Source organism: Streptomyces sp. NPDC002788, from assembly GCF_053592115.1.
In genome coordinates, this window is the sequence record NZ_JBSFVB010000010.1 from 276,186 (window position 1) to 291,305 (window position 15,120).

14 protein-coding genes and 2 pseudogenes are annotated in these 15,120 nt (G+C 68.4%); 10 read left to right on the top strand and 6 right to left on the bottom strand.

The features are described from left to right. Nucleotides 1–103: 103 nt before the first annotated feature. Both ACWD1U_RS20805 and ACWD1U_RS20810 read left to right on the top strand, forming a co-directional pair. Entirely contained in the window at nucleotides 104–961 is an 858-nt protein-coding gene (locus tag ACWD1U_RS20805) for a helix-turn-helix domain-containing protein (RefSeq protein ID WP_451109389.1), read from the top strand. Between the two features lie 196 nt (nucleotides 962–1,157). Continuing rightward, the gene (locus ACWD1U_RS20810; protein ID WP_031113406.1) at nucleotides 1,158–1,349 is read left to right on the top strand and encodes a DUF397 domain-containing protein; all 192 of its coding nucleotides are present in this window, start codon (nucleotides 1,158–1,160) and stop codon (nucleotides 1,347–1,349) included. Nucleotides 1,350–1,467: 118 nt separating this feature from the next. Here ACWD1U_RS20810 and ACWD1U_RS20815 read toward each other — a convergent pair whose 3' ends face one another. From ACWD1U_RS20815 to ACWD1U_RS20830, 4 genes are all read right to left on the bottom strand, one after another. Continuing rightward, entirely contained in the window at nucleotides 1,468–1,977 is a 510-nt protein-coding gene (locus tag ACWD1U_RS20815; RefSeq protein WP_451109391.1) for a MerR family transcriptional regulator, read from the bottom strand. A 71-nt stretch (nucleotides 1,978–2,048) separates the two neighbouring features. Further along, nucleotides 2,049–2,552: a glutathione peroxidase gene (locus ACWD1U_RS20820; RefSeq protein WP_451109393.1), complete on the bottom strand. Its 504-nt coding sequence runs from the start codon at nucleotides 2,550–2,552 to the stop codon at nucleotides 2,049–2,051. Between the two features lie 104 nt (nucleotides 2,553–2,656). Continuing rightward, a complete protein-coding gene (locus ACWD1U_RS20825; protein WP_451109394.1) occupies nucleotides 2,657–3,358 on the bottom strand; it encodes a hypothetical protein in 702 nt (233 codons plus the stop codon). Nucleotides 3,359–3,653: 295 nt separating this feature from the next. Beyond that, nucleotides 3,654–6,890 (bottom strand): Tat pathway signal protein, encoded by a 3,237-nt coding sequence (locus ACWD1U_RS20830; protein WP_451109396.1) that lies wholly within the window; start codon nucleotides 6,888–6,890, stop codon nucleotides 3,654–3,656. 365 nt (nucleotides 6,891–7,255) lie between these two features. On the opposite strand from ACWD1U_RS20830, the gene ACWD1U_RS20835 reads away from it, so the two are divergent. Together ACWD1U_RS20835 and ACWD1U_RS20840 are read left to right on the top strand one after the other, a co-directional pair. Continuing rightward, a complete protein-coding gene (locus tag ACWD1U_RS20835; protein ID WP_451109398.1) occupies nucleotides 7,256–7,750 on the top strand; it encodes a MarR family winged helix-turn-helix transcriptional regulator in 495 nt (164 codons plus the stop codon). 181 nt (nucleotides 7,751–7,931) lie between these two features. Then, complete coding sequence (locus tag ACWD1U_RS20840) at nucleotides 7,932–9,071, top strand: ABC transporter substrate-binding protein (protein WP_451109400.1); 1,140 nt, start codon at nucleotides 7,932–7,934, stop codon at nucleotides 9,069–9,071. A gap of 167 nt (nucleotides 9,072–9,238) precedes the next feature. Here the strand turns inward: ACWD1U_RS20840 and ACWD1U_RS20845 are convergent, their stop codons facing one another. Beyond that, complete coding sequence (locus ACWD1U_RS20845; protein WP_451109402.1) at nucleotides 9,239–9,670, bottom strand: hypothetical protein; 432 nt, start codon at nucleotides 9,668–9,670, stop codon at nucleotides 9,239–9,241. A 286-nt stretch (nucleotides 9,671–9,956) separates the two neighbouring features. Here ACWD1U_RS20845 and ACWD1U_RS20850 point away from each other — a divergent pair, with 286 nt between their 5' ends. The 6 genes and pseudogenes from ACWD1U_RS20850 (at nucleotide 9,957) to ACWD1U_RS20875 (ending at nucleotide 14,878) form a co-directional block, all read left to right on the top strand. Then, a complete protein-coding gene (locus tag ACWD1U_RS20850; RefSeq protein ID WP_451109404.1) occupies nucleotides 9,957–10,448 on the top strand; it encodes a PASTA domain-containing protein in 492 nt (163 codons plus the stop codon). Nucleotides 10,449–10,762: 314 nt separating this feature from the next. Beyond that, nucleotides 10,763–11,086: pseudogene (locus tag ACWD1U_RS20855) on the top strand (calcium-binding protein); the annotation flags it as partial. 816 nt (nucleotides 11,087–11,902) lie between these two features. Continuing rightward, nucleotides 11,903–12,367 carry a GNAT family N-acetyltransferase gene (locus ACWD1U_RS20860; RefSeq protein ID WP_451109406.1) on the top strand — a complete coding sequence of 155 codons (465 nt, stop codon included), beginning with the start codon at nucleotides 11,903–11,905 and terminating at the stop codon, nucleotides 12,365–12,367. Between the two features lie 548 nt (nucleotides 12,368–12,915). Further along, the gene (locus ACWD1U_RS20865; RefSeq protein WP_451109408.1) at nucleotides 12,916–13,578 is read left to right on the top strand and encodes a formylglycine-generating enzyme family protein; all 663 of its coding nucleotides are present in this window, start codon (nucleotides 12,916–12,918) and stop codon (nucleotides 13,576–13,578) included. Nucleotides 13,579–13,887: 309 nt separating this feature from the next. After that, a complete protein-coding gene (locus tag ACWD1U_RS20870; RefSeq protein ID WP_451109409.1) occupies nucleotides 13,888–14,250 on the top strand; it encodes a hypothetical protein in 363 nt (120 codons plus the stop codon). A gap of 322 nt (nucleotides 14,251–14,572) precedes the next feature. Next, a complete protein-coding gene (locus tag ACWD1U_RS20875) occupies nucleotides 14,573–14,878 on the top strand; it encodes a hypothetical protein (protein ID WP_451109411.1) in 306 nt (101 codons plus the stop codon). Between the two features lie 7 nt (nucleotides 14,879–14,885). Here the strand turns inward: ACWD1U_RS20875 and ACWD1U_RS20880 are convergent. Beyond that, nucleotides 14,886–15,120, bottom strand: a pseudogene (locus ACWD1U_RS20880) (hypothetical protein); the annotation flags it as partial.

Genomic DNA, 15,120 nt, shown 5'->3' on the forward strand with positions numbered 1-15,120 from the left:
CGCCGCATATCCACCGTTTCCCAGCGGTAGGAAGCGCCTTGGTGGCAGTCTGCTCAACAGCAGATACGCAAAGTAGAGGCACGCAGCCGGAGGTGCACGTCCCGTGGCGTCCAATGTCAATCCCACCGTCAGGCGGCGCCGTCTGGGCCAGGAGCTCCGCAGGCTCCGCGAGCTCAAGGGCATGACGGCCGAAGAGGTCGCCGAGCGGCTGCTGGTGTCGCAGTCGAAGATCAGCCGTCTGGAGAACGGGCGGCGCAGCATCAGCCAGCGTGACGTGCGCGACCTGTGCGGAGTCTACGAGGTCGAGGACCAGCGGATCGTCGAATCGCTGATGCAGATGGCCAAGGACTCGCGGCAGCAGGGCTGGTGGCACGCCTTCGGGGACATTCCGTACAGCGTCTACATCGGCCTGGAGACGGACGCCGAGTCGCTCAGGGTCTACGAACCCCAGATCATCACCGGCCTGTTGCAGACCCGTGCGTACGCCGAGGCCATCATCCGGGGCGGTTCGCCCGAGGCCTCGGAGGCGGACCACGACAAGCGCGTCGAGGTCCGGCTGCGCCGGCAGGGCCGTATCACCGCCGAGACGGAGCCGCTGCGGCTGTGGGTGGTGCTGGACGAGGCGGCCCTGCACCGGGTCGTGGGCAGCCGGCAGGTGATGCGCGAGCAGCTGGAGCACCTCATCGAGATGGCGCAGCTGCCCCACATCACCGTGCAGGTCCTGCCGTTCGAGGTCGGTGCGCACGCCGGTATCAACGGCCAGTACTCGATCCTGGAGTTCGCCGACGCGGCCGACTCCAGCGTGGTGTACATCGAGGGCGTCACCAGCGACCTGTACCTGGAGAAGCCGCTCGACGTGCAGAAGTACACGGTGATGTACGAGCACCTGCGCGCCCAGTCGCTGAACGTGGACCAGTCGCGGCAGCTCATCGAGCGCCTGGCGAAGGATTACGCGCGCTGATCAGCCGCCGGAGGATGACCTTCCGGTCAGCGAAGCGCGGGATGCTACACCCCTGACAAGCCTGACTGCAGTGTCCCCTGGAATATGCCATCCAGTCGAGTGAATGACTCCTCCGAACGAGGATGTGGGCGAGTAGCGTCGATCACGCCAACCACCAGCACGGGTTGGCGTAAACGCAACTGGCTACGGAGCGAACATGGCTATTCGTCTGGGCGCCACGGAAACGTGGACGACGTCCTCCTACACCAACAACAACGGCGCCTGCGTGATGGTCAGGTCGACCGTCGAGGAGGCCCTGGAGCTCGGGGACACCAAGATCCCCGAGGGCCCCAAGCTGGCGTTCCCCGCCGACGCGTGGAACGCCTTCGTGGCCTCGGTCAAGGCCTGAGCCGCGGCACGACAACAGCACAAGCACCACCGACAGAGCCCTCTCGACCAGTATCGCCGTCCTTGCCGAGGGGGCTCCGCTTGTGCCCACGTGCGCCGGAAGCGGATCAGCGCACGGGTCAGCGCACGGGGAACGCCACGTCACACACGGGATCCTCGGGTCCCGTCGCCGCCCAGTCCGCGAAGTACAGCTCCCGGCAGGGACCGGCCGGGGTCAGCCCTTCAGCCGCCATCCACTCCTCCACCGCCTCGAAGACGGCCAGGATCTGAGGGTGCGCCACCTGCGCCTTGGTGATCCTTGTGTAGGCCGGCCGACCGGTCGGCTCCACCGCCTCGACGTCCGCCCAGTACGAGCCGAGCAACTCGGCCGCCGCGGGTCCGTCGCCCGCCGCGACCACCTCGGCGAGCGGCATGTCCAACTGCCGCAGCATGGCCACGAGCCGGGCCCGCTCGACCTGGCCGGCCCGGTAGTAGCGGTAGCCGGTGGCCTCGTCGACATGCGCCGGGGCCGGCAGGCCCAGCCGGTCGTACAACCGCAGGGCCTTGGGCGACAGCCGGGCACGCGCGGCGAGCGCCCCGATGGTGAGCAGATCCCTGTCCGGTACGTCCACCACGGCATCCTCCGTCACCGGGCGGCTGTTCCGCCCGACGACGAGGACGCTCGGGCCTGCCCCAGGGGGAAGGTCAAAGCGGCGGGGCGTCAGGCCAGCTGGGCCTCTATCGCCGCGACGACCTCAGCCGACTCCGGCTCGGTCTGCGGGGAGAAGCGGGCGACGACCTCGCCGTCGCGGCCGATCAGGAACTTCTCGAAGTTCCAGCGGATGTCCCCGCTGTGCCCCTCCGCGTCGGTGTGGCCGGTCAGGCGCTGGTACAGCGGGTGCCGGTTCTCACCGTTGACCTCGACCTTCTCGGTCATCGGGAACGTCACCCCGTACGTCGCCGAGCAGAACTCGGCGATCTCCTCGGAGCTGCCGGGCTCCTGCCCGAGGAACTGGTTGCACGGCACGCCGAGGACGGTGAAGCCGCGCTCCGCGTACTGCTCCTGGAGCTTCTCGAGCCCCGCGTACTGCGGGGTCAGGCCGCACTTGGAGGCGACGTTCACCACGAGCACGGCCTTGCCCGCGTACTGGGACAGGCCGGCGGAACCGCCCTGCAGCGCACCGATCTCGACGTCGAGGGGAGAGGGACCATGGGTATTCGTCATGAGCGGATGCTAGCTCCGGCGGGTGCCGGGCCGGTTCCGAGCCTCCACCAGGACCGAGCCTCTCGCTGAACTCGCCCACCCCGTACGGCTGCGGTATCAGCCGGTCACTCCTCGTCCGGGGCGCTCTCGTCCGGGGCCTCGCCCTCGATGAGGCGTTCGGCGATGTCGTCGGCCCACTCCTGGGCCCAGCGGCGCAGTCCGGCGACGGCCTCGGGGGCGAGTCCCTGGGCGGTGAAGGCCCTGTCGTCGAGCCAGTCCATGCCGGTCAGCCGGGCCTGGAGGTCGGTCAGATCGAAGGTGTCGGGGGCGTGGCGGCGGCCGAGTTCCTCGAGTTCGGGGTGGCTCCAGCGGGCGGAGGCGGCGTGGACGCGGACCAGGTCGCGGGCGAGCCCGCGGTCGGCCAGATCCCGCACCCGGGTACCGACGAGGTCGTCCAGGGAGAGCGCCGGTCCGAGCCCGGTCTCCACGGGGGGACGCCACAGCACCTCCTTGCGGAGTCCGGCCTCGCACTCCTCACCGGTCGCCGCGTCCGTGACGAGGAACTGGGCCGACAGCGGCTCGGTATCCAGCGTCCGCACGAGCCAGCCGCGCGCCACGAGTCCGGCCCGGACGGTGTCGGCGATGACGTCCATCCCGGCGGGATGCTCGGTGGCGACGTCCACGTCCCGCCCGGCCCGCTCCACCAGCCCGTGCGCCAGCGCGGCGTATCCGCCGGCCAGGACGAGGGAGTAGGCCTCACCCACCGCGAGGAGATCGCCGAGAAGCCGCAGGCAGGATTCGGGGGCGGCGGGGAATGGGGTGGGCATGTCCTGATTATCGCGTCCGGCCGGTGGCGGACCGGGGTGATGGGCCCGGACGGGTGAAGGCGCCCTTCCTCACCACTCCCATCGTCGGCGTCTTGATGAATGCGGGAGCGACCGAGCGCCCGACAAGGCTCGTGCCGGCGTCGATGTCACACACCGCTCACGCCAAACGGCGCGGCGGTCGTGCACCGGGCGCTGGAGACGCGGGGACGACGGGGAAGTGGTGCCGGAGCCATGACGGAGGGGGGCGGCCACCCGGCCGCCCCCCTCGGCTCACTTCTCGGTCGACCGCGACAGGTCAGCTCTTGACCGTGCCGGTCGGCTTGCTCACCGCCGAGCCGTCCTTGTGGCCGGTGCGGAGTGCGATCACCTTCACGGTGATCTTCTTGCCCTTCTGTGCCGACTTCAGCACCAGCGACGACTTGGTGGCGCCGGTGATGGCAGTGCCGTTTGCATACCACTGGTACTTGTACGACGACGCCGCCGGGCTCCACGTCCCGTTGGTCGTCTTCAGCGTCCTGCCGACCTGGGCCGTACCGCTGATCACCGGCAGCTTGGTCGCCTTGGGCGCGTCACCCTTGGCGACGGTGACGGCCGCCGAGGTGGCCGCTCCGCTCTGCCAGCCGCTCTTGACGGCGGTGACGGTCACGCCGAGCTTCTTGCCGACTACCGACGCGGGGATGGTGTATGAGGCCGCGGTGGCCCCGGAGATCGCCTTGCCGTCCGCCTGCCACTGGTACGTGTACGAGGTGGGGGTAGCCGACCAACTGCCGGGCACGGCCGTGACCTTGGCGCCGACCTTGGCCGTGCCGGTCACCTTGGGGGCGGCCGTGTTCTTCAGCTGGGGCTGGGTCACGGTGAAGGTGCCGCGCGGGTACTCGCAGCAGTTGGTGAGGACGCTGACGTTCCAGGTGCCCGGCGCCGCGTCCGTCAGGTCGAGGGTCGCGGTCAGCGTCTTGTTGTCCGCGGAGACCGAGTTCGTCGTGGCGGTCAGCGTCTTGCCGCTCCGGGTCAGTCGTACCGTGGCGTTCGGGGGCAGTGCGGTGCCGGTGACCGTGAGCGTGACCTTGCCGCCGGCGACCCCGGTGTCGGGACTCACGGCGGTGACGCTGACCTTGTCCGTGCCGCACAGCGTCGACAAGCACGTCAGCTTGGCGCTGTAGGAGGTGCTGGACGCCTTCTCCGGCAGGCCGAGCAGGAACAGGCTCGGGCCGGCCGCCGAGGACGAACCGCCGGCCGAGCACTGGGGCCCGGAGGTCGACAGCGTGCAGCCGTTGTTCCAGGCGCTGTTGTAGAGCGCGGGCACCGCGGTGGTGCTGGCGCCGGTGGTGTCGGTGATCTCGGCGTCGAAGCGGTCGTACCCGGCGGTGGGCAGGACCGCGCACACCGCGGTGTGCTGCTCGTCGAGCGTGCCGGTGATGGGCCCGTAGCCGTACGACACCGACGGCACCTTGGCGCACTCCGCCGCCGGTCCGTCCGCCGTCGCGATGCGCAGGGCGTCCAGTCGGTACTCGGGCGCCGCCTTGAGGTTGGCCGGGGTCTGCACGAGGACCTGGTGGGTGGTGGACCCGGTGACCGCGCAGGAGCGGTTGCGGAAGGAGCACTCGGCGGTGCCGTCACCGCCGAAGGCGATGATGTTGGCGGTGCCCAGCGCGTCCCGCACGTCCAGGTGCAGGACGTCGGTGGGCGCGTCGGTGGTGACCTGGTGGCAGGTCAGGGTGCCGGGTTCGCCGTACGTGGCGGCCAGGGACGGGCCGCCGACCTTCGTCGCGGCGGTCTTCACGCAGCCCGCCGAGGAGGCGCTCGCGGTGACGTCGCGCCGGGCGAGGGTGTACGTGGCGGTCATGTCCCGGCCGGTGAGCAGCACGGTGTGGGCCTGGCCCGGAGTCAGCGGGCACAGCGTCCAGCCGTTGGTCGTGGCGGTGCGGTCGCAGACCTTCCTGCCGGTTGCGTCCAGCACGGAGAACTTCGCCGGCACGCCGCCGGAGGTGTTGACCAGTTGGAGGGCCTCCGCGTTCGCGTGCGCGTCGGCCGGGATGTTCAGGCACCGCGAGAAGACGCCGTCCCCGGTGGTCAGCGTGGCCTTGGCGCCATCGGCGGTGAAGCTGCCGGCCGGCAGGACCGGGCAGTCGTTCGCGGCGTCGGTGCGGTGGAAGGCGATCGTGTAGGGGCCCGTCGCGTCGTCGCCGATGTCATCGGTGTGCACCAGCGCCCGGTAGGGGGCCGGGCCGGTCAGCGCGCAGTCGCCGTCCGCCAGCTCCGTCGCGGTGCACTGTGCGATGCCGTCCCGGTCGTAGACCCCGAGCTCGGCGTCCACACCGGTGGCGCCGATCGGGGTGAGTGCGGCGATGCTGGAGTCCTGCGGGACGTTCAGCGCCAGGCAGTCGTACTGCCCGACCGTGCTCAACTCGCCCTTGTGGGAACCGGTCTCGGTGGCCACGCACCCGGCGTCGGAGGCGCGGTCCAACAGGAGCAAATCGTCCGGGTCGCTCTCCGGGTAGAGGAAGGGGTACGCGCCGTCGAGGACCGCGGTGTACGTGCCCGCGGCCGGCAGACGGCACGGGTCGCTCTCGCGGCAGGCGATCTTCCCGTCCGTGTCGAACACCCGTACCGCGCTCGCGGAGTAGGTGTCCACGGAGTGCACCAGGTACCGGCCCGCCTTGTCGACGGTGAAGGTGAAGCAGGGGTTGTTGCCGTAGTCCAGTCCCTCGGGAGGGCCGAACGGGCGGACGGTCGCGGTACGGCAGCCCCGCGGGTCGGACAGCGACCGCACCTTGACCGCGTACCCGGCCGGGTAGCCACTCCCGGCGTTCGTCACCTTGGACAGCACCCGGTAGGGGCCGTCACCGGGCAGCACACAGCTGCGGGTGTCCTCGTCGTCCTCGGTAATGCGCGGGCAGATCCAGGCGCCGCTCTCGTCGGTGATCCACGCCAGGGTGTCGCCGTAGACCTTCGTCCCGTGGGTGAGGCGGACGCGTTCGCCCGGCTTGCCCTCGAACTTCTGGCAGTCGACCTCCAGTTCACCCGTCGAGGTCCGGCTCACCGGTTCCTGGTCCCAGCCCGTGCCGACGGACTCGAAGCAGCCCGGGGTGTCCGCGCCGAGCGGAACGACGGTGAACGAGGTCTCCCCGTCCAGCCATCTGCCGTTGACCACCTTGAGCGTGTAGGTGCCCGCGGCGGGCACCTGGCACAGGCCCTTCTGGGAGAACCGCTCCTCGTAGCAGTCGACTTCGGTGCCGTCGGCGGCGAACATCTGCGCGTACAGGTCGATGTGGTCCATCGTCACCAGATACAGACCGGCCGCGGGAGCGGTCACGGTGAAGCAGGTGCTGCTCTCGGCCGGGACGGTGGTCTTGGTGACCGCGTTTCCCGGATCGCCGAAGGACGCGAGCGTGAGCGGCGCGCACTCCTCGTCGGCGGCGACGGCGGGACTCGCCCCGGTCAGGGTCAGCAGCGAGGCGAACAGCGAGACGACAGCGGCGAAGACGGCCGTTCTTCGGCGTCTTGAGGGTGGACACGAGTTGGTGTCGGACAAGGGATCCCCCCTGGATCAAGGTGTCGGGGCGATAGTCGCACACAGGTGTGACACGGCACTCGTGAGCATCCGGGGACCTGTCGCTCAGAGGGGGCTGGGCCGTATATCGGTAGTGCTTCGAGATTCCCGCGTAAGGGGCCGGCCCCTTGCCGGGTGATGGCAGCAGCACTCAGTAGGCGCCCCGGCCGCCCGCAGGCCCGGTGAGCAGGCGCTCACCGCGCGCACCGCTGCCTCTCAAGGCCGCACGCTGGTCGCCGACTCGCCTCACCCCGTGCGGATGACCACCTGAATGCCGGCGCCGGCAGGCCCCCCGGAACCCCGTCGGAGAGACGGCCCCCGAAGAAGCTCTCATTAGAGTGCGATCCATGGAACTCCGTTGGCTCTCCCCCGAGGAGCAGCGCGCCTGGCGCGCCTACCGCGACCTCAGCCTGGTGCTGGAGGACGCTCTCGACCAGCAACTGCGACACCAGGCCGACCTCAGCCACCTGTACTACTCGGTGATGGTGTTCCTCTCGGAGGCCCCCGAGCGACGGCTGCGCATGACAGACCTCGCCGAACAGCTGAAGATCGCCCGGACACGGCTCTCCTACACCGTCAGCCGCATGGAGGAGCGCGGCTGGGTGCGCCGCGAGGACGCGCCGGGGGACGGACGGGCTCAGCTCGCCGTGCTGACGGACGAGGGGCTGACCGCCCTTGAGCAGGCCGCCCCCGGTCATGTCGCCACCGTCCGGGCTGCCGTCTTCGACCGGCTGACGCCTGAACAGGCGCGCGCCTTCGGTGAAGCGTGCGAGATCATCCTCTCCGGCCTCACGGGCCCGGACCGCCCGGCCTTCCCCGCCGACCTCCCCTGGCGCCGCTGACCTCCCTCCAGAGGCAGCGGCGAGCCTGCCGAACTCGCGCACCTCCCTTGCTGATTACTCTGCATGATCACCCGGGCGCCCACCGCAGTATCTTGCAGATTTGCAATACCGGTTCTAGAGTGAACGCAGATGCTTGAAGTATCAAGCTTTCCCTTCTTGCCCCACCACGAAGGAGCCGAATGTGAAGTCCCCCCACAAGGCATGGGCCGTCGCCGCCGCCCTGGGCATCCTGGCCGCCAGCGGTGCCACCATCGCCGCCGCCACCCCCTCCCCGAAGTCCGCCCCCCGGCACACGAGCGAAGAAGACCAGCTGCAGAAGCTGTACAAGGAGGCCGTAGCCGAGGGCGGCCGCCTGGTCGTCTACGCCGGCGGTGACAAGCCGGGCCAGGCGGACTACCTCAAGGACGCGTTCGTCAAGAAGTTCCCCAAGATGAAGGTCGACATCGTCGTCGACTTCAGCAAGAACCACGACGCCCGCGTCGACAACCAGATCGCCGAGCACCACGTGGTCGCCGACGTCGTCCACCTCCAGACCGTCGACGACTTCCCGCGCTGGAAGAAGGAAGGAGTGCTGCAGAAGTACAAGCCGGTCGGCTGGGACAAGGTCTTCGACCAGATCAAGGACAAGGACGGCTACTACACCGGCCTGTTCTTCTTCGCCTTCTCCAACGTCACGGCCACCAAGCTCGGCGACGACGCGCCCGTCGAGGCCAAGGACTTCCTCAAGCCCGAGTTCAAGAACAAGCTCGTCCTCACCTACCCGAACGACGACGACGCCGTCCTCTACTACTTCAAACAGCTCACCGACAAGTACGGCTTCGACTACCTGAAGAAGCTGCTCGCCCAGAACCCGAAGTTCGTCCGCGGCACCCAGGACTCCGCCGACCTGGTCGGCTCCGGTGACTACGTGGCGAGCTTCGGCACGAGCGGAGGCGCCCCGGGCGTCGCCGAGACCACCCTGCCGAAGAAGTCGCCGTGGGTCGCCTGGCCGCAGACCGGTGCCATCCTCAAGAACGCCCCGCACAAGGCCGCCGCCAAGCTCTACCTCAGCTGGCTGCTGTCCAAGGATGCCCAGCGCGACTCCATCGACACCTGGAGCGCCCGCACCGACGTCACCGCGCCGGCGGGCCGCAAGGGCATCTTCGACTACGCGAACATGAACCCGCTCGGTCTCGGCGAGTTCATGAGCGACCGCACCGCCCTCGACCGCTACAAGGCCCGCATCAACCTCTATGTCGGCGACGTCAAGGGCGTGAACCCCTCCGACCCGAAGGGCGTGCTCGGCCTGTACCCCGTCAACCAGGACGGCACCCAGGGCTGACGGCCCTTTTCCCCACCCCTCTGCTCCCCACCAGAGGGGTGGGGAGCCATGACCACTCACACGGTCGCCTGACACTCAGCCAACCGGCGACCGACTGAGGTCACAGCATCAGCGGTCGAGCGGGGCGAAGAAGTGACGGACAGGTGGTGCCGGTGCCGGATGGGGCCTCAACGCCGCGCGTGGCGGATCTTCAACCGTCCGAACCCCATGGTCCCGGAGATCCGGATCGTCAACCCGCCGGACGGGGAGCAGCGTGGGGGCTTGTAGAGCGTGTCCTTCCACCCGGTGCGCAGCTCCTCGAAGTCGACGATCGCGTCCTGAGGCACCGTGATCTTCGCCCTGCCGGTGCCGAGTTGCAGCTCGATGTCGACTACCGGATGCTCGATGACCGCCCGGGACAGGTCGAGGTGCACCCTTCCGTATGCGGACTCGACCTTGAGGATGCGAGGTACCCGCCATGCGCCTCGCCGCTTGATCCGTCCGCCGGCGGCGGCAATCGTGGACGTGGTGCCCGCATTCTTCTCCGGGAGCAAGGCCGCTGTCGGCACGAGCTCGCTGTGCGTCTTGGCGGTGAGGACCTGGTGGAGGCGTTCGTCCATCTCCTCCTGTGAGGACGCTTCGCATCTGGGCCCGTATACATGCAGCAGTTCCTCGCCCTGAGCCTCGCGGGTCGCCGACCGGTACAGCAGGCGATCATGTCGCATCCTGACCTCACGCCCGGCGTGCACGGACACGACCGCGTCACCGAAGGCCACCACAGCGCGAGCGTGGGCCTTCGTCGGGCCCGGCACTTATTCGTGTCACAGGAACGTCACTCCGCCTCCACAGGCTCCGCACGCAGCGCATGATGGGCCCTCAGCTCACGCACCATCCCCGGGGGACACCATGCGCACTCACACCATCGCGGCCGCACTCGCCGCCGCAGCCCTGCTCACGCTCACTGCCTGCGAGAGCGCCGACACCAGCAGCTCCAGCAAGCCGGACACCACTGTCCAGGACACCAACGACCAGCCGAAGACCGACACGGACACCGGCACAGAGACGGACACGGGCACAGAGACGGACACGGGCACAGAGACGGACACCGGCGCAGACGCGGACACCGGCACAGACACGGAGACGTCGGACAGCGCCGACGCCGCCGAGTCCGACACCGCCACCTTGCCCGACCTGACCGGCCAAGGCCTCCAGGCCGCGCAAGACGCCGCCCAGGCCGCAGGCTTCTACATCCTCACGTCGTCCGACGCCACAGGCGCCGGCCGCATGCAGGTCTTCGACCGCAACTGGACGGTCTGTTCCCAGACACCGGACCCGGGTGAGCACTCCACGTCCACCACGGTCAACTTCGACACCGTGAAGATCGGGGAGAGCTGCTGACGTACCCCGGCCGCTGACCGGCCCGGCCCGCGCCCGTGCGCGGCCGGGCCTTCGCACGTGGCACGGCGCCTGAAACGGCTACGGGGTCCCTGCACTGTGAGCGGCCGCGCGACCCGGGCGGGCATAGTGCAAGGACCCCTACGGGGAAGCCGGGGGCTTCCCATGTGAGTGCGATCAACCACGTGGATCGGCTGCTTGAGCGCCGTCGCCCGCAGCTTGACGGCAGGCCATAGGCGACGCGTTTGGACGTGACCGTCCAACTGCAATCCAAGGACGGCGACCTCTACAACAACGGCGGCGCCACCAAGCACTCGGTCCTGCGGCGCGGCACGCTCAACGTCAACGCCGCGCCCGAGCCGGTCGCCAAGGGCAAGCCGATCACGATCACGGGCAAGCTGGCCCGCGCCAACTGGGACAAGCGCATCTACGCGGGCTACACCAACCAGCCCGTGAAGTTGCAGTTCCGCAAGGCGGGCACCACCACCTACACGACCCTCAAGACGGTCTACACCAATTCAACGGGCAACCTGTCGACGACGGCCACGGCAGCGACCGACGGCTACTGGCGCTGGGCCTTCGCGGGCACGTCCACCACCTCGGCGGTCAACACCGCAGGCGACTACGTCGACGTGCGCTGACAACCGGCTTCCGCCAGGAGCGTCCCCCAGGGAGGATCACGTACGCGGCCAGTACGGCCGTTTCCCGGCCGGCGGCCTGGCGGCAGCGGCCGCACCGCGCCACGTCGCCCAGCGGCCGGAAGACCTGCTCGGGCCGGGCCCTCGAGCTTCAGTCGCCCGCGAACCACAGGTCACTGCCTGGGGTAGCCGCGCACTGTTCCAGCATCGTTGCGAGGTTGTCCAGTGCGGCGAGGTGATGCTCATCACCGCATCTCTGCCTCAGGCCGTGGATCTCTCGGAGGGCGGCGGCGGACTCCTGCTCGTTCATCAACGTATCCCCGTACGGATCGACGGCAGTGAGACTCCCCGTTCTCCAAGGAGTTGGAGCGAGCTGAGCGCATCGGCCAGCGCGTCGCCGTGCCCGTAGGAGCTCCGCAAGAGCGTTGCGCGGGACTTGCGCCAGTTGTTGTAGGCAGGCCGTGATGAGCGCAGCTCCAGATCAATCCCCATGCTTCACGATGCACACGCTCTGGTGCCGCACAGCCACAACTGGTCATCGGCGGCCGTGACCTGCTGCCGCCCTATCGGTCAACGCCCTGACCAACTGCCGAGCTGTCGGCAGTTGTCGGCGTCGGTCATCGTTGAGCGCCCTTCCACGTCCTGCTAAAGCCCACTGCTCTGACCAGCTCAGATGGCGTGGGCTTCTGTTGTTGTTGGTTGGCGTCGGGCACCCTCGCACGGCCCAGGGACGGCCCGGACGGACGTTGCACCGAGCCGTCACCATGAGTCGGACCTATATCGCAAGAACCCGGTAGCGCCTCGAGCTAGTCTCCCGCCGTGACCTCAGCCGATCAGCCCCTCGTCGCCCCTGGCTTCGCTGTGCCGCAGCCACCTACCACCGACCGCTTCCGCTTGGAGCCCCTCGGCCCTCAGCACAATGCCGCCGACCACGCCGCCTGGACCTCCAGCATCGCCCACATTCGGGCCACCCCAGACTTCGCCGGCCGCTCCTGGCCGCCGCCAGAGGGCATGACCCTGGAGGCCAACCTCGACGACCTGCGTCGGCACGCGGAGGACTTCGACCGGCGCGTCGGCTTCACGTACACCGTCCTGTCGGTCCCGGACGGCGACGTCGTCGGCTGTGTCTACATATACGGCTCACGCCACGAGCCTGGTCTCATTGACGTCCGCTCCTGGGTCCGCGCGGACCACGCCTCCCTCGACGCCGAGCTCTATGACGTCGTCAGCGATTGGCTGGACCGAGAGTGGCCCTTCGAGCGGGTGGCATACGCACCTCGATGAGCCATGCGCTCAGTGCCACCGCGTCATCCGGAGAGCAGCACGCAAGCCTGGGACCCCCGCGGACAGGACGCGATCGCCGAGTGGCTCAAGCTTCGCGATCGCGTTGAGGAGCAGCTCATCAACCTGCGTCCTGCGGCCGCCTCCGTAACGTCGGGCCGCCGCACCGGCGAGTGTGCCGTCAAAGGCCCGGACCATGATCGATGGGGCCTTTTGGCTGGTACCCCGGAAGCATTCGAACCTGCGACACCCGCTATAGGAGTTCGATCCGAGTTCGCTCCGGGTACCGTCATCGACTGGTTCGGCGGCCAGACGGAAGTGCTGGTGTGCGCCCCGTCCGGCGTCGTTGATGTCAGCCGTGGATGTCAGCCGTTTTCCGGCCCGTAGCTTCATGGCCGTGCGATGGGATCGAGAGCCCCTCCTTCATCCGGAATGCCTAGCTGCTAGCGTCCGGCACCATGTGGGCTCAAGAGATCGTGGCCGGCCGACCGGCTTGGCGGCACATCCCCTCCGGAGTGGTCTTCCGGGCCATTCCCGGTGGGACGTTCCGGATGGGCTTGTCCGACGAGGAACTGGAGGCCGTTCGTGCCATCGAGCGGGCCGACGACGCCGATGACGATCTCAAAGCGTTCTTCGCTGGTGCTGTCCGGGCCCGGCCGGTGCGAGAAGTGCGGGTCGAGCCATTCCTGATCGCTCGGCATCCCCTTACGGTGGCACAAGTACGGCACTGGTTGTCTGAGTACGAGGACAGCTTCGCCGACTCAGACTCGAGCACGGCCCGGCTCGAGGATGACTTGGACGACCTGCTGGTGACGTTGCCCTTCCGGCTGCCCAGCGAGGCGGAGTGGGAATATGCGGCCCGGGCGGGCACGACCACTCTGACCTTCCGCGGGAACGGGAGACCGGACGAGGACCAGATGCTCGACGACTTCGCCGACGAGGAGCTCACTGCCGCAGCTGAGAATGCCTTCGGGCTGGCGGCGATGGGGTCGGCAAATGAAATCTGCGCTGACGTGTGGATCCCGCATTTCACGGACGCGCCGGTGGACGCACGCTGCCGCACCGGGGACGGACCGCAGGTGGTGCGCGGAGGGGCCGGCGACCTCTATCCGTGGCAGGGCTGCGACGAGTGGTTGCTGTTGCTCTCCGCCACCCGCGACGAGTTCCAAGACTTCACCGCGGTCCGTCCGGTTGCACCTGTGCCAACCAGTTAGGGGCATGCCGAGCGCAGAGGCAACATACAGAGAGGACGCGCGCGCGGGAGCTTGGTATCGCCACTCTCCGACCACGGCGTCTCCCTGGATTCTCAGCTTGGCAAGCTTGGATTCTCTATGGTTGGCTGCTGGCCTGACCTGCGGCGCAGCCGTCCTGGGGCATGAACGGCTGGTGCCCTGGTCCCGACATCCCCCGTGGTTCCCTGCACGATCTGGCACGACCTCTTCGTCCGCTCCTAGCGGAACGGGGCGGCGCTTGGCCGGTACGATACGCAGGCTGGGCAGTGTCCACGCGATGGGGGAGGGCCAATGAGGATCAAGGACCCGGAATACCCGGCAGCGGTCGAAGCGGCTGTGGAAATCCTGCGGAAGCGGGCCCAGCAGGGACTGACCGTCACGTACGGGGAGCTAAGCGCCGAGTTGGCAGCACAGGGCTTCGACTCCATTCCGCCTCACCGCGGAGTCATGACCTACCTGCTCAAGGATGTCTGCCTCCACCGTAACGAGGACGGACGAGCACCGATGCTCTCGGCGATCGTGGTGAACAAGGCCAGCCGGGAGCCATCCGACCAGTTCGCCGACCTTGCCCGAAGTATGCCCTTCTCCCGGCCGGCCAACTGGAGTTGGCAGGACGAGCAGCAGCAGGTGTTCGCTCAGCACCGCGAGAAATGAGGTCGGTCCCCGACACCCGTTTTAGGAGCGAGGTTGGACGATCATGGGCGTGACCTGCCGATTCCCTAGCTCGGGCGGAGGCTGGCCGTGCCCACCTCTGCGCACCCCGATTCCCCGTGAGTCCCCGTGCGTTCTGGCACGAGAGTGGCACGGCCTGTGCACCGTGCCACAACCCCTCGATGCGAACCACGGGCGGGGCGGTCGCTGAGGTCCGCCGGGCAGGTCAGCCGGTCACCTGGGGCCGGTAGCGGTCGGCTGTGGTCGCGGTGGTTGCTGTACTTTCCTGCTGTACACAGGTTGGGATGAGCTTGTAGGAGAGCTCGTGAGCCGCATTCGCTCGGCCCTTCGGCATGGCATCGCAGCGATCCTCGGCGTTGCCATGGTGTTCGTTCTGGCCGATCAGTTGCTGCCGGCTTGGTTTGTAGCGGCTGCGTTCGCCGGCTCCTTCATCCTGCTGCTGCCAAAGACGCCGTGGCTCGTCGCGGCGTTCTGCGGCGGTGCCGCTCTGGTAGTGGTGACGTGGTTGGTGATGTGGTCGTTCGCTGATTGGAACTGCGCGAGCGAAGTCAATGGCGTGATCATTGAGCACGGCTGCAGTGAGCTACCGCACTCGAACATGAGCCGTTGAGAGGGCGTTAAGTCCGTTTCTGGTAGCGGCCGCGTCCGGGTTGTTCGAGGAGTTTTTGGCGGACGAGTCGTCCCAGGCGGGAGCGGGTGACGTTGATCGAGGGCTCGTCGGTGGGCAGGCTGAGGTGTTCGTGCAGATCGCGGACGTGGAACACCTTCCCGGGGTGCTCGTTGAACGTGGTCACGATGCGCTGGTAGACGGTGGCGGTGGCGGTCTCCGCAGGTGCCGTTGTGTGGTCGGGA

Coding starts and splice junctions, on each gene's coding strand:
- ACWD1U_RS20835 (WP_451109398.1), top strand. CDS start 7,256: ATGGAACTCCGTTGGCTCTCCCCCGAGGAGCAGCGCGCCTGGCGCGCC.
- ACWD1U_RS20810 (WP_031113406.1), top strand. CDS start 1,158: ATGGCTATTCGTCTGGGCGCCACGGAAACGTGGACGACGTCCTCCTAC.
- ACWD1U_RS20865 (WP_451109408.1), top strand. CDS start 12,916: ATGGGCTTGTCCGACGAGGAACTGGAGGCCGTTCGTGCCATCGAGCGG.
- ACWD1U_RS20825 (WP_451109394.1), bottom strand. CDS start 3,358: ATGCCCACCCCATTCCCCGCCGCCCCCGAATCCTGCCTGCGGCTTCTC.
- ACWD1U_RS20850 (WP_451109404.1), top strand. CDS start 9,957: ATGCGCACTCACACCATCGCGGCCGCACTCGCCGCCGCAGCCCTGCTC.
- ACWD1U_RS20870 (WP_451109409.1), top strand. CDS start 13,888: ATGAGGATCAAGGACCCGGAATACCCGGCAGCGGTCGAAGCGGCTGTG.
- ACWD1U_RS20820 (WP_451109393.1), bottom strand. CDS start 2,552: ATGACGAATACCCATGGTCCCTCTCCCCTCGACGTCGAGATCGGTGCG.
- ACWD1U_RS20845 (WP_451109402.1), bottom strand. CDS start 9,670: ATGGACGAACGCCTCCACCAGGTCCTCACCGCCAAGACGCACAGCGAG.